Source organism: Streptomyces sp. NPDC001380 (assembly GCF_042895785.1).
GTDB lineage: Bacteria > Actinomycetota > Actinomycetes > Streptomycetales > Streptomycetaceae > Peterkaempfera.
Genome location: NZ_JBIAWP010000022.1, coordinates 84,216 through 98,486 on the forward strand (window position 1 = coordinate 84,216; position 14,271 = coordinate 98,486).

The 14,271-nt window shown below is 72.7% G+C and carries 3 protein-coding genes; all 3 read right to left on the bottom strand.

Annotation, left to right across the window (positions count from 1 at the left end; translation table 11 throughout):
* Window positions 1-23 precede the first annotated feature (23 nt).
* The 3 genes from ACFY07_RS23580 to ACFY07_RS23590 all read right to left on the bottom strand — a co-directional run bounded on the left by ACFY07_RS23580 (window position 24) and on the right by ACFY07_RS23590 (window position 14,210).
* Complete coding sequence (locus ACFY07_RS23580) at window positions 24-7,289, bottom strand: amino acid adenylation domain-containing protein (RefSeq protein ID WP_390871373.1); 7,266 nt, start codon at window positions 7,287-7,289, stop codon at window positions 24-26.
* The gene (locus ACFY07_RS23585) at window positions 7,282-13,107 is read right to left on the bottom strand and encodes an amino acid adenylation domain-containing protein (protein ID WP_390871374.1); all 5,826 of its coding nucleotides are present in this window, start codon (window positions 13,105-13,107) and stop codon (window positions 7,282-7,284) included. The genes ACFY07_RS23580 and ACFY07_RS23585 overlap by 8 nt, the downstream gene beginning before the upstream one ends.
* Before the next feature lie 131 nt (window positions 13,108-13,238).
* Complete coding sequence (locus tag ACFY07_RS23590) at window positions 13,239-14,210, bottom strand: TauD/TfdA family dioxygenase (RefSeq protein WP_390871376.1); 972 nt, start codon at window positions 14,208-14,210, stop codon at window positions 13,239-13,241.
* Between the last annotated feature and the right edge of the window lie 61 nt (window positions 14,211-14,271).

Sequence of the window (14,271 nt, forward strand, 5' to 3'; positions counted from 1 at the left end):
GATGTGTGTTCTCCAGGATGGTCTCAGTCGTCGGCAAGGAGCGACTGGGCTGCCTCGTCGGAAATGCCCTCGATCTCGGCGATCAGCAGGTCTTCGATGAGGAGGGCGGTGTCCCCCAAGGTCTCGCTGTCGAAGATGACGCGGATCGGGATGTCCAGGTCGAGCGCCTTGCGCAGGTGGACCACCGCGCGCATCGCCATCAGCGAGTCGCCGCCGAGCAGGAAGAAGTTGTCATTGACGCCGATCTGTTCGACGTTCAACATGCTCGACCAGACCTCGGCGATGGCCTCTTCGATGGGCGTACCGGGAGCCTCGTACGGGGCCGCGGTCTCGTCGGCCGCACTCTCCGGGACCACGAGCGCCCGCCGGTCGACCTTGCCGTTCGCCGTGAGCGGCAGGGCGTCGACCTCGAGGAAGACCGTCGGCACCATGTACGCCGGCAGCTTCCCGCCGAGGAACTCCCGGATGTCCTGGGGCATCGCACCACCGGTCTGCGGGACGACGAACGCGACCAGGCGCTTGGTGCCGCGGGGGTCCCCGTCCACCATCGCGACGGCGGCGCGGATGTCCGGGTGCTGCATGAGCGCGGCCTCGATCTCGCCCAGTTCGATTCGGTAGCCCTGTACCTTGACCTGGAAGTCCTCGCGGCCGAGGAACTCGATGTCCCCGCTCGGCAGGAAGCGGCCGAGGTCGCCGGTCCGGTAGAGCCGGTCGCCGGTCACCGGGTGGGTGATGAAGCCGGCCTTGGTCTTCGTCTTGTCCCGCAGGTAGCCGTCGGCGAGGCCGACGCCGCCGATGTAGAGCTGGCCCGGGACGCCGACGGGACGCGGGCGCAGCTCCTCGTCGAGCACGTGGAAGGTCTGGTTCCGCATCGGTCGGCCGTACGGGATGCTCGCCCAGTGCTGCGGCACCTCTCCGATCGGGTACAGGATGGACCAGATCGAGGCCTCCGTCGCACCGCCGAGGCTCACGATCTCCGGCGCCGCGAACAGCTGCCGGATGCGGTCCGGGAGTGTCACCGGCAGCCAGTCGCCGCTGAGCATCACGAGCTTGAGCCCGCCGCCGTTGGCGCCGGCCCCGGTCAGCCCCTTGACGCTCATGTGCTCGACCAGCAGCTCCATCAGCGCCGGCACGGAGTTCCAGACCGTGACCCCGGCCTCACCCATGAGTGCCAGCCAGGCCGCCGGGTCGCGGTGGGCCCGGGCGTCCGGCACGACAACCGCGCCGCCGACCGCGAGGGGGCCGAAGACGTCGTAGACCGACAGGTCGAAGCTGAGCGAGGAGAGCGCAAGGACCCGGTCGCACTCGCCCACGCCGAACCGTTCGTTGATGTCGACGACCGTGTTGAGAGCGCCCCGGTGGTTGATCATCACTCCCTTGGGCAGCCCGGTGGAGCCGGATGTGAAGATGACGTACGCGAGGTCCTCCGGCTTCGTCCGGATCGCAACCGACGGAGCAGCAGCGACCTCGGCGTCCGACGCGGGCTCGAGCCGGTCCACATGCAGCACGGTGTCCACGTCCTCGAAGCGGGCGCCCCCGTCCTCCGCCACGTGCGACTGCGTCAGGACCGCGCGGACGCGTCCGTGCTCCAGCAGCAGCCGGATCCGCTCGTCGGGCAGTTCGGGGTCGATGGGCAGGTAGGCGGCACCGGCGGCGAGGATGCCGAGCACGGCCGCGCACTGCTCCCAGCCCTTCTCCATGACCACGGCGACGAGATCGTTCGGGGCGACCCCGACGACGCCGAGGTGCGCGGCGATGCCGCGGGCGTGCGCGGCCAGTTCGCCGTAGTTCAGGGTGCGGCTCGGGGTGATGACGGCGGGCCGCTCGGGCGCGCGCGCCGCCATGGCGAAGAACGGCTCGTGGAGGAGGCCCGAGGGCAGCGGCCCGTCGGTCCGGTTGTACTCCTCCCACGCCGCCAGGTCCGTGCGGGGGACGAGCGAGGGTACCGGACGGCCCCAGTTGTCGTCGTCGAGCGCGAGCCACTCCAGGAGGTCCAGCGTGGCGGCGTGCATCGCCGCGACCATGCCCTCCGGGAAGAGCCCCTCGACCGCGTCGATGTCCAGGACGAGAGCGCCGTCGGCCTCGTACACCTGCGCGTCGATCCAGACCTGGGGCGTCTGCGAGATGCTGTAGACCACCTCGCCGAGTTGGTCGTCGTCGCCGTGATGGACGAACAGACTGGTGAACACGACCGGCATCGCCGCCGCCGCGTCACCGCGGGCCTTCTTCATCTCCCGCATCACGCGCAGGCCGCTGAACAGCCGGTGGTCGAGGTCGGCCACCAGCCGGTCACGCACCGCCACCGCCCGCGTCTCGAACGGCGCCTCGCTGACGGCGTCGATCTCCAGCAGCGTCACCGAGGTGAAGTCGCCGATGATCTCCTCGACCTGCGGATGCAGCGGAAGCCGGTTCGCCATGGGGAGGTTGAGGGTGAAGCGGCGGTTCTTCGACCACGTCGCGAGCACCTCGCTGTACGCCGTCAGCAGCAGCGTCGTGGACGTGATGCCGCGCCGCGAGGCCGAGGCCTTGACGCGGGCCCAGGACTCCTGCGGCAGTTCCCCGCCCGTGCGGTGGAAGCGCGGGGTGTCGATGGTGCGCGGGTCTCGGGCCAGCGGCAGCTCGGGGGCGAGAGCCAGCTCGGGGATGCGCTCCTGCCAGTACGTCTCGGCCCGCCGGAAACGCTCGCCCGACTCCAGGCTCTGCTCCGCCAGCACGTAGTCCCGGAAGGTGAGTTCCAGCTCGGGAAGCTCGGCATCGGGGTTGGCGTAGAGCTCGACGAGCTCCCGCATCAAGAGGCCGTACGCCCAGGCGTCGGTGATCAGGCCGTCGACGCTGCAGTGCACCCGGCCCCGGCCGCCGTCCATGACGGTGGCGCGCAGGTCGAACAGCGGCCAGCGGTCGGGGGCGAAGACTTGGTGCGACAGCTCCTGACGGGTCCGCTCCAGCACCTCCTGCACCGCCTCCTCGGCCAGGCCGCGCACGTCCTCGGTCGCGATGACGTAGTCGGGGACGTCGTCGAGGATCTGCTGCTCGCCGTGCGGGAGCACGACCACGCGGAGCATGCCGTGACGCCGGATCAGACGGCGGAATGCGCGCTCCATCCGGGGCACGTCCAAGTCCGGGACGTCGAACTCCTCGTAACCGTGCATGCCCACGTTGCCGAGTTCGAAGACGCCGGTCCGGCCGACGAAGTACGCCTGCTGCACGTCGGTGAGTGGGAAGGGCTCCGCCGCGGCGGCGGGATCAGGCACGACAGTGGGCCAGAGCTCGACGGCGGCGTCGGGCCGGACGCGCGCGGTGCGCAGGACACCGGCAAGGCCCCGGATCGTCGGGTCCGCGAAGAAGGTGCTCAGCGGCAGCTCGATGCCGCACACTTCGCGCATCCGGGTCGCGAACTGGGCGGCGAGCAGGGAGTGGCCGCCGAGCTCGAAGAACCCGATGGTGGGCTCGATGTGCCGGACACCGAGCAGGTCCTCGAAGATCGCCGCGACCTCGCGCTCGGTCTCGTCCTCGTACGCCGGTTCACCGTCGGCGATGTCCTCGCCGCCCGAAGGGGCGGAGTCCGCGGGCGCGTCCTCCGGCGTCACGACGACCTGGCACCCCGACGCCGCGCCCACGACGCGCGCCGCACGGCGCTCGACGCTCGCGAGGTCGCCGACCAGCCAGGTGTAGCTCGTCCACGGGGTCTCGGACTCCCGGGCGGCCAGCGCGAGGAAAGCCTCGACCACGCCTGCGAGCGGGGGCTCGCCGGCGTCGGTCCCCGTGCTGCCCACCAGGTGAACCTCAGCTGCCCGGTGCCCGGAGGCCACGGCGGAGGCGACATTCGTGAGCAGCGCGAGAACGTCCTCCTCGGCGGCATCCGCGGCCAGCACCACCACGGCGGTGGCCGGCCCGGCGAGGCCCGCGGAGGCGGTCGGACCGAGCAGCACCGAGGCGCCGGCCCGGGTCAGCGCGCGGCCGAACGGGGCCGTCTGCGGCTCGTCGCCCCAGAGCGTGAAGTGGGCGCCGCGGAACCGCTCGTGCGTCTCGCGAGGCGCCTCCGGCAGGGGCTCCAGCACCGGCGCGAACCGGTGCCCGCCGCGCAGCGCGACCACGGGTGCGTGGGCCGCGCGGCAGAGCTCACCGAGCAGCGCGCCGGCGAGGCGGCGCGCTCCGGCCGCGGTGCCCGGCACGGTGACGTCGACCAGGGTCCGTCGGCGACCGCCCTGCGCCCAGGCGGCCAGGGCTCCCCGGGACGGTACGAGAGGCTCCTCGCCCGTGACGTCGAGCGCGCCTGACGTCAGTGCGACGATCCGCGCGTCCGCGTCCCCGCGCTCCGTCAGAGCGTGCTCCCAGGCGCTCAGGCCGGCCGGGCCGAGCGTGTGTGCGTCCAGCATCCCGACCAGCACACCCTCGACCCGCACGCCCGCGTCGACCTTCGAGGCCAGCACGTCCGCACCGGCCGCGGCGGACAGGGCGGTGACCACCGTCCTGCCCTGGGCACGCAGCCGGTCCACCACCGCGTCCACGGTGTCCGTCCGGTCCGCGACCACGAGCCACACCCCCCGGGTCTCCTCGCCGCGCAGGGCGCCGACCGGGCCCAGCCGACGGAAGCCGCGCGCCAGGAGCGCGCCGGGGGCGACCGGGGCCGCCGCCGCGCCGCTTGGAGCGTCGACCCAGCACCGCTCGTGTTCGAAGGGGTAGGTGGGGAGCACGGTCCGGCGCGGGGCCTCGGCACCGTGCAAGGCCTCCCAGTCCACCGAGGCGCCCCGGCACCACAGTTCGCCGACGGCAGCCAGCAGCTCGGCCTCGGCGTCGCTGTCCGGCCCGTTGGACGGCAGCGACGCGACGGCTCCGCGGCCGCCCTCGCCCGCTCCCGCAAGGCGCACCAGGCTCTGGCCCGGGCCGACCTCCAGCAGCAGCGCGCCCGGGCGGCGCACCGTGTGCAGGCCGTCGGCAAAACGGACCGTGGCACGGATCTGCCGGGCCCAGTAGACCGGGCTGACGGCCTCTTCGTCGGTGATCCAGGTGCCGGTCACGCCGGAGACGAAGGGGATCTGCGGGACCGACAGGCGGACCTGCGCGACCTCGACCTCGAACGCCGCCGCGGCGGCCTCCATCATGTGGGAGTGGAAGGCGTGCGAGGTCCGCAGGCGCTTGGTCGCCACGCCCTGCCCGGCCATGCGCGCCTCGAATCCGGCTACCGCGTCGAAGGGGCCGGACACCACACAGGCCCGGGGACCGTTCACCGCGGCGAGGTCCAACTCGCCGTCGAGCAGCGGCGCGACCTCGTTCTCCGGGAGCGGCACGGCGACCATGGCACCGGCCGCGGCGTCCTGCATGACCCGTCCGCGCGCCACGACGAGGCGCAGCGCGTCCTCGGGCGACATGACCCCGGCCAGGCACGCGGCCACCAGCTCACCGAGGCTGTGGCCGAGCATCGCCGCCGGGCGGACGCCCCAGGACATCCAGAGCCGGGCCAGCGCGTATTCCAGCACGAAGAGCGCAGGCTGGGCGAAACGGGTCTGGTGGATCGTTTCGGTCTGCTCCGCCTCCGTCGCCCCGGGGTACAGCAGACGGCGGACGTCCTCGTTGAGGACCGGCGCGAGGAGATCGGCCGCCCGGTCGACCTCCGTGCGGAACACCGGCTCGTTCTCGTAGAGGGCCTGCCCCATCCGAATCCGCTGCGCGCCCTGACCCGAGAACAGGAAGACGACTGCGCGGTCCTTCGCGGTCTCCTGCGTGGCGAACCGGTCGAACGCCGGCAGGGCCAGGGCGTCGGCAGCCTCCTCCGCGCTGCCGGCCACGACGAAACCGCGGTGCTCCAGCGTCCAGCGACCGCGCTGGAGGGTGTACGCGACGTCGGCCAGACTCTCCTCCGGGCGGGCCCGCAGGTGCGCGGCGAGCTGCGTTCCGGTGGCCCGCAGCGCCGTCGCCGTGGCAGCGGAGAGCGGCAGCACGTGCAGACGACGTCCGCCCGCCGTCGACACGCGTGCGGGTGCCTCCTCCAGCACCACGTGGGCGTTGGTCCCGCCGATGCCGAAGGAGCTGACACCGGCGCGCAGTATCCCGTCGGACCACGGCGCGAGGGCCGCATTCACGTAGAACGGGCCTTCCTCCAGATCGAGCTGCGGGTTCGCCCGGTTGAAGTGCAGCGACGGCGGCAGCTCGCGCGCCGTCAGCGCAAGGACCGTCTTGATCAGCCCGACGACTCCGGCGGCGGTGTCCAGGTGGCCGAGGTTGGTCTTCACCGAGCCGAGGGCGACACGCTGCGGCGCATCGCCGAAGACAGCCTTCAGGGCCGCCACCTCGATCGGGTCGCCGATCGGCGTGCCGGTGCCGTGGGCCTCCACGTACGTCACGGTCGACGGATCCACGTCCGCGACGCCGAGGGCCTCGGCTATGACGTCGGCCTGTCCTTCGACGCTCGGCGCGGTGAAGCCCGCCTTCCGGGCGCCGTCGTTGTTGATCGCGGAACCGCGGATCACCGCGTGGATCACGTCACCGTCCGCGACGGCGTCCTCCAGGCGCTTCAGCACCACGACGCCGCTGCCGCTGGCCGGGACGGTGCCCGACGCGTCGATGTCGAACGCCCGGCAGTGACCGTCCCTGGAGAGGACGCCGCCTTCCTCGTACTGGTACCCCCGACGCTGCGCAGCCGTGACGGTCGCGCCGCCCGCGAGGGCGACGTCGCACTCGCCGTTGATCAGGGCCTGGCACGCGGTGTGCACGGCCACCAGAGAGGTGGAGCAGCCGGTCTGCACGCTGACGCTGGGACCGCGCAGGTCCAGCTTGTAGGAGACGCGGGTTGGCGCGAAGTCCTTGTCGTTGCCGAGCGAGGTCTGGAACTCGCCGATCCGTGCGACCAGGTCCTGACGGTGAAGCAGGTTGTTCAGCAGGTAGGAGCTCTCGCCCACGCCCGCGAAGACGCCGGTCACCGCGTCGGTCGCCTCCGACGGGCGGCCCGCGTGTTCAAGCGCCTCCCACGCGCACTCCAGGAAGAGGCGGTGCTGGGGGTCGAGCAGTTGCGCCTCACGCGGGGAGAAACCGAACAACCGTGCGTCGAAGCCCTCCACGCCGTCGAGGGCGCCACGCGCCCGGACGTACCCGGGGCGGGCGATCTCCTCCGGTGTGGCACCGGCGGCGAGCAGCTCCTCGTCCGTGAAGGTCGCAATGGACTCCACGCCGTCGCGGAGGTTCCGCCAGAAGCCTTCCAGGGTCCGGGCACCGGGGACGCGTACGGCCATGCCGATGACGGCAATGGCGTTGTCGGGCAGGTCGTTCTCGCCGGTCATCGTCTCATCAGTCATCGTTCTTCGTCTCCAACGTCCTGGGGCCGCCCGCTCGCCTTCTCGGCGCTCGCGCCCCTTGCAGGGTCTTTCGTGCCTCGGCCCGGGTACGGCCCCGGGCCCCGGCGGTCGACGTGTCGCCCGCGGCGAGGTAGCGCGCGAGCGAGCGCACCGTCGGGAAGCGGAAGAGATCCACCACGGGGACATTCCGGCCGAGTACTTCGGACAGCCGGGCCTGCATCCGCACCATCAGGAGCGAATGGCCGCCGGCCTCGAAGAAGTTCTCCTCGGCGCCGATGTCCTCGACCTCGAGGATCCGGCGCCAGATCGCGGCCACCTCGACTTCGAGTTCACCGGTGGGCAGCAACCGGGCCGCAGCCGCGCCGGACGGACGGCCGGGTGCGGGCAGGGCACGCCGGTCGAGCTTGCCGCGTTCGCTGCGCGGCAGTTCGTCAAGGACGACAATCGCGGCCGGCACCATGTATCCCGGCAGCCACTCTTCGGCGTGCGCCCGCAGGTCCGCAGGCGACGCCGCGCCCGTGAGTGCCACGTACCCGGCCAGCTGCGGCCGGCCGGGGGTGTCCTCGCGCAGGACCACCACGGCCTCGCGCACGGCGGGGTGCGAACCGAGCGCCGCCTCGATCTCGCCGAGCTCGATGCGGAAGCCCCGCAGCTTGACCTGGTCGTCGGTCCGGCCGAGGAACTCCAGCACTCCGTCGGTCGTCCGACGAGCACGGTCCCGCGTCGCGTACATCCGCTCGCCGGGTCCGCCCCAGGGGTCGGGAAGGAAGCTCTGGGCGGTGCGCGCCGGGTCCCCGAGGTAGCCGCGCGCCACGCCGCCGCCCGCCAGGTACAACTCGCCCGCGGCGCCCGGCGGTACCGGGCTGAGCGCGTCGTCGAGCACGTAGGCGCGCACCCCTGGCAGCGGCCGGCCGATCGGGACGGTGGCCCCGGTGGCCGACCCGCCCGGGCCCGCTTCCGCCGGCGTGTGGACGGTCGCCGTGATGGTGGCCTCCGTCGGGCCGTAGGCGTTGAGCCACCGCACCCGGTCCGGGGCGGCGGCCTGCCAGCGGGCGAGCTTCGCGCCGTCCACCCGCTCGCTGCCGACCACGACGAGGCGCAGCGCGGGGCAGGCGGACACCGGGTGGCGGTCGAGCATCGAGACCCACTCGTGCCAGTAGGACGCCGGAAGGTTGAGCACCGACAGGCGTTCCGCCCGGACGAGCTCCATCAGCTCGTCGATGCCGGGCACCGGTCCCGGCGGGAGGAGGACGACGCCGGCACCCCGGACCAGGCTCGCGAAGAGCTCCTCGACGGCCACGTCGAAGGTGAGGGCGGCGAACTGCAGGACCCGGTCGTCCGGTCCGAGCCCGTACTGCTCCCCGACAGCCGTGAGAGTGTGCACCAGGTTGGCGTGGCTGACGCCGACTCCCTTGGGGCGTCCGGTCGTTCCGGAGGTGTAGAGGACATAGGCCAGAGCCTCCTGGGGGAGCGGCGCGACCTGCGCCGCAGGACCCTCCAGAGCGTCCTCTACGGCGGCCCACGGCACTCCCCCGCCCGCCGGCGGGCCGTCCGTGCGCGATCCCAGGACGAGGACGGCACCCGAGTCACCCACCACGTACTCGAACCGCTCGCGCGGCGCGCCGACGTCCATCGGAACGTACGCGGCGCCGGCCTTCAGTACGCCGAGCAACGCGACGGGCCACTCCGGCACACGGGGCATCCGCACGGCGACGGTGTCTCCGGCACGCACCCCGCGGGCGCGGAGGTGGGCACAGACGGCGTCGGCACGCGCCTCCAGCTCGGCATAGGTGAGCGTCCGGCCGCCTTGGACGATCGCCGGCCGGTCCGGGTGGCGCCGGGCGGCAGCGGCCACGAGCTCGTGGAGGGTCGCGGCACGCGCGGCCGGGGCCGCCGGTCCGACGGCGGTGACGCCGGCTTCCTCCAGGCTCGTCATGGTGAGGCCGGACACCCGGCTGCCGGGGTCGGCGAGCGCCGACTCCAGCAGCGTCAGGTAGTGGCGCGTCATCCGCTCGGCCGTCGCCCGGTCGAACAGGTCGGTGTCGTACTCCACGGAGCCGCGCAGCTCGTCCGCGCCGAAGGACGCCTCCTCCCACGCGACTGTCAGGTCGAACTTGGCGATCCGGCTCACCGACTCCCTCGCGGCCACCGACAGCCCCGGCAGGACCGTGGTGCCGCCGGGGATGTTCTGCGTCGCGAGCATCACCTGGAAGAGCGGCGTGCGGCTGGGGTCGCGCGGCGGCTTCAGCTCCGCCACGACCTGCTCGAACGGCACGTCCTGGTGGTCGTACGCGCCGAGCGTGGTCTCCCGCACGCGGGCCAGGAGCTCGGCGAACGTCGGGTCGTCCTCCCACCGGGTCCGCAGCACGAGCGTGTTGACGAAGAAGCCGACGAGTCCCTCGAACTCCGGGCGGGTACGCCCGGAGACCGGCGAGCCGACGGTGACGTCCCGGACACCTGCGTAGCGGCCCAGTGCGAGCTGGAACGCGGCCAACAGCGTCATGAACCGCGTCACCCCGTGCTCGCGGCTCACCTCGTCGAGCCGGCGGGTGAGTTCCGCAGAGAGGCGCACCGGGAACACCTCACCCCGGTGGCGGGGCACCGGCGGGCGCGGACGGTCCGTCGGCAGCTCCAGCACGGGCGGCGCGCCGCGCAGGCGTTCCTTCCAGTAGCCGAGCTGCTCGTCACGCACGCCGCTGTCGAGGAATCGCTGCTGCCACACGGCGTAGTCGGTGTACTGGGCCGGGAGGTCCGGCAGGTCCGGCCGCCCTCCGCGCAGGGCCGCCGCGTAGAGCGCGCCCAGGTCGCGCACCAGGACGCCGACGGACCAGCCGTCGGAGATCGCATGGTGCATCGTGAGCAGGAGCGCGTGGCGCTCCGGAGTGAGCTTCAGCAGGACGAACCGCACCAGGGGACCGGTGGCGAGGTCGAACGGGTACTCCGCCTCGCGCAGGGCGTGGGCCTGCGTCTCCGCCGCCCGGGCGGCCTCGGACAGGTGCGTCAGGTCGACGGTCGTCACCCCGATGTCCGGATCGTCGTCGATCACCTGCCGAGTGCTGTCCCCGTCCCCGACCAGGCGGGTGCGTAGAGATGCCTGGCGCCGGACGAGCGCCCGCACGCTCTCGGCCAGCGCCTGCTCGTGGAGGGCGCCCTCGATGGCCAGGACCAGCGGCACGTTGTAGAGCGGGTGCCCCGGAGTCAGCCGGTCGAGGAACCAGAGCCGCTGCTGGGCGAAGGACAGGGGGTGCGGTCCGGGGCCGGCCGGGACGACCGGGACGGCGGCGCCCGCCCGCCGTGCGGTGGCGACGCGGGCGGCCAAGGCCGCGACCGTCGGCGCCTCGAAGAGGTCCCGGACGGTGAGTTCCACCCCGAGCCGGGCACCGACCCGGGCCACGACCTGGGCGGCCAGCAGCGAGTGGCCGCCGAGCGCGAGGAAGTCGTCGGACGCGGAGACGTTCGACACGCCCAGGATCTCCGCCCACACCTGGGCGACGAGTTCCTCCGTCACGCCGGCGGGCGGCACGTGGTCCTGCGCCTGGACGCCGTCCGCCGCGGTCGGGGCGGGGAGCGCGCGGCGGTCCACCTTGCCGTTCGGCGTGAGCGGCAGCCCGGGTAGCGCGACGTACCACGCGGGCACCATCGTCTCGGGCATCCGGGCAGCCAGGAAGGCGCGCAACTCCATTGCTGACACGGGCGGTCGGTCCGGTTCCGGCACGATGTAGGCGACCAGGCGCAGGTCCCCGGCCTTGCCCTGGGCGACGACGGTCGCCGCGCGCACGCCCGGGCAGGTCCCGAGGACGCTGGCGATCTCCTCGGGCTCGATCCGCACACCGCGGATCTTCACCTGCGCGTCGGCCCGGCCCAGGCACTCCAGCAGTCCGTCCTCACGCCAGCGGGCCAGGTCGCCCGTCCGGTAGAGGCGCTCTCCGATGCCGAACGGGCTGGGCACGAAGCGCTCGGCCGTCAGGTCGGGGCGGCCGGTGTAGCCGCGGGCGAGACCGGTTCCGGCCAGGTACAGCTCTCCAGGGACGCCTATGCCGGTCTCCCGACCGGACGCGTCGAGCACGTGCAGCCGGGTCTGGGCGATGGGCCGCCCGATGGGCACCCGCGCCGCGTCCGGCTGCAGGTCCACGGGGTCGAAGGTGCTGGCGAAAGTGGTGCCTTCGGTCGGGCCGTACCCGTTCACCAGGCGCAGACCGGGGGCGGCCCGACGCACCGCCGCGATCCTCCGGGCGTCCGCCTCCTCACCGCCGAAGAAGACCGTTCGGAGCGAGGCCAGGGTGGCGGGCGCGACGTCCACGCACTGATGGAACACGGACGTGGTGAGGAACATCGCGGTCACGCCGTGCTCTTCGATCCGGGCGCGCAGCAGCTCGGGCGAGAGCACCTCGTCCTTGCGGACGCCCACCAGACGGGCGCCGTTGAGGAGCGCTCCCCAGATCTCCAGCGAGGCCGCGTCGAAGGACACGTTCGCCGCCTGTGCCACCACGTCCTCGGGGCCGAAGCCGAGGTAGGGCGCATCGCACACCAGTCGGACGATCCCGGCGTGCGTGGTCTCGACGCCCTTGGGCCGCCCGGTGGAGCCGGAGGTGTAGAGCACGCACGCGCGCTGGTCCCGGTGGATCCCGGGGAAGGTCCCCCCGGCCGGTCCGGACCGCGGGTTCAGCTCCTCGATCCGGACGACCGGCACGTCGCCGGCGGAGCCGAGCTCCCGGTCGGCGAGCACAAGGCGCGCCTGGCTGTCCGCCACCATGAACGCGAGCCGCGCCTCCGGGTGGCCGGGATCGAGCGGCAGGTAGACCGCGCCGGCGGTGAGGACGGCGAGCATCGCGACGACCAGCGCCGCCGAACGGTCCATGGCCAGCCCGACCACGGTCTCCGGTGTGATGCCTAGCTCGACCAGTGCGTGCGCCAAGTCCTCCGATCGGGAGAGGAGTTCGGCGTAGGTGCAGACGCCGTCCGGGAACACCAGCGCGGTGCTGTTCGGGGTCTGGGCGGCCTGGACGCGGAAGGCGTCTACGAGGTTCCCGATCCGGGCCTCGCCGCCCTCCGTCCCCCATGCGGCCACCAGGGCCAGCTCCTCCGGGGTGGTGTGCCCGAGGTCCGTCACCCGGGCTCCGGGGTTGGCGAGCGCGGACTCCAGCAGCGTCAGGTAGTGCCCCGCCAGCCGCTCGACCGTGGCCCGGTCGAACAGCTCGGTGTCGTACTCCACCGAACCGCACAGCTCGCCCGTCTCGCGAGTGTTTTCCTCCCAGGTCACCGACAGGTCGAGGACGGCGGCGTGGCTCGGCTCCTCCGAAGCGGGGGCGAAAGCCAGTGGCACTGCCTCGCCCATGGCCACTGCGACCTGGACCAGCGGCGCGCGGCTCGGGTCGCGCGGCGGCGCCAGGGCCGCCACGACCTCCTCGAACGGCACGTCCACGTGCTCGTACGCGCCCGACAGAGCCTCCTGCACGCGGGCCAGAAGGTCGGCGAAGGCCGGAGCGTCCTCCCAGAACGTGCGCAGGACCACCAGGCCGGCGTTCGGCGCCGGGGTGGCGAGGCTGACGTCCGCGGCAGCCGCGTAGCGGCCCAGCACGAGCTGGAGTGCCGCCACGAGCACAGTGAACCGGCTCACGCCGTACTCACGGCCCAGGTCGGCGAGCCGGCCGGCCGGACCTGGCCCGAGCATGAAGGGGACCTCGTCCGTAGCGGGGCGGCGGACCGCGGGGCGCACGTGGTCGGTGACGAGTTCGAGCGCGGGCAAGGCCCCCGCCAGGCGCTCTGTCCAGTAGGAGAGTCGGGCGTGATGGCCGCTCAGGACCACATGACGGTGCATGTTTCGATTCATCTCGTTCCGTTGTCCCTTGCCGCGCTCCGGGGCGATCAGCCCCGGAGCGCGGCATCGACCGGGGGTTGGAGCGGCCCAGTGAAGGGCGGTCCCGGACGCGGCCGGGGGCGCGGCTGTCCTCAGCCGGTCTGCCGGCTGCCGTGGGAGCCGGTCATCGCCACGAGGACCTTGCGCGGCCCCACGAAGCTGTTCCGGCCGTGGGCCATCGCCATGTTGTCGACCATGAGGAGGTCGCCGGCCTGCCAGGGGAAGGCGAGCGTCTCCGCCTCGTACGCGCCGCGGACCGCGGCGAGGTCGGCGTCGTCGATGCGGCTCCCGTCGCCGAAATACGCGCTGCGCGGGAGCTCTTCCTCCGCCATGAGTTCGAGCAGGGCGAGGCGGGTCGCCTCGTTCAGGCTCGACACGTGGAACAGGTGCGCCTGGTTCAGCCAGACTTGCTTGCCGGTGACCGGATGGGTGGCGACCGCCTGGCAGGTCTCGGTGGTCCGTAGCCCATTGCCCGGCTGCCACTCGACGACGATCCCCCGCTCGCCACAGAACCTCTCGACGGCGGCGCGGTCCATGCCGGGGAAGGTTTCCTCCCAGGAGATGCCCATCCCCGCACGGTAGTTGCGAACGTAGCGCACGCCGTGGCGCTCGAAGCGCTCGCGCACGTCGGCCGGGATGCGCTGATAGACCGCGTGGCTGTCGGCGAGCGGGGTCTCGCCCCCGGACTGCGCCGCGACCGCCGAGTAGAACCAGAGCCGCTGCGGCCAGCGGCTGGTGTAGCTGTTCTCGTTGTGCAGCGGGATGACCTCGCTGGCGGGGTACTCCGTCGAGGTGTAGACGTCGCCCACCTTGCTGCGGGGCGTCGACCGGTAGGTGTACTCGGCGAGCTCCTCGCCGAAGACCTTGACGAAGCCGGAGAACACCGATGCGTCCGGCACGTCGAAACCGCGCAGGAGGACGGCCCCCGCGGTCACCAGGCGCGCGTTGAGGCGTTCGACGTTCGCCATCGCCCACTCCACCGGGCTCACGCCCGGCGCGGTGGCCTCGTAGAGGGCCACCCGGTCCCGCTCGGGGAAGAGGCAGGATTCCTTCACATCGTCCATGTCACGAGCCATTCGTTCGGTGATGTCTTCGGTGCTGTCTTCAGCGGTGCCTGTTGCCGAC

Coding starts and splice junctions, on each gene's coding strand:
- ACFY07_RS23580 (WP_390871373.1), bottom strand. CDS start 7,289: ATGACTGATGAGACGATGACCGGCGAGAACGACCTGCCCGACAACGCC.
- ACFY07_RS23585 (WP_390871374.1), bottom strand. CDS start 13,107: ATGCACCGTCATGTGGTCCTGAGCGGCCATCACGCCCGACTCTCCTAC.
- ACFY07_RS23590 (WP_390871376.1), bottom strand. CDS start 14,210: ATGGACGATGTGAAGGAATCCTGCCTCTTCCCCGAGCGGGACCGGGTG.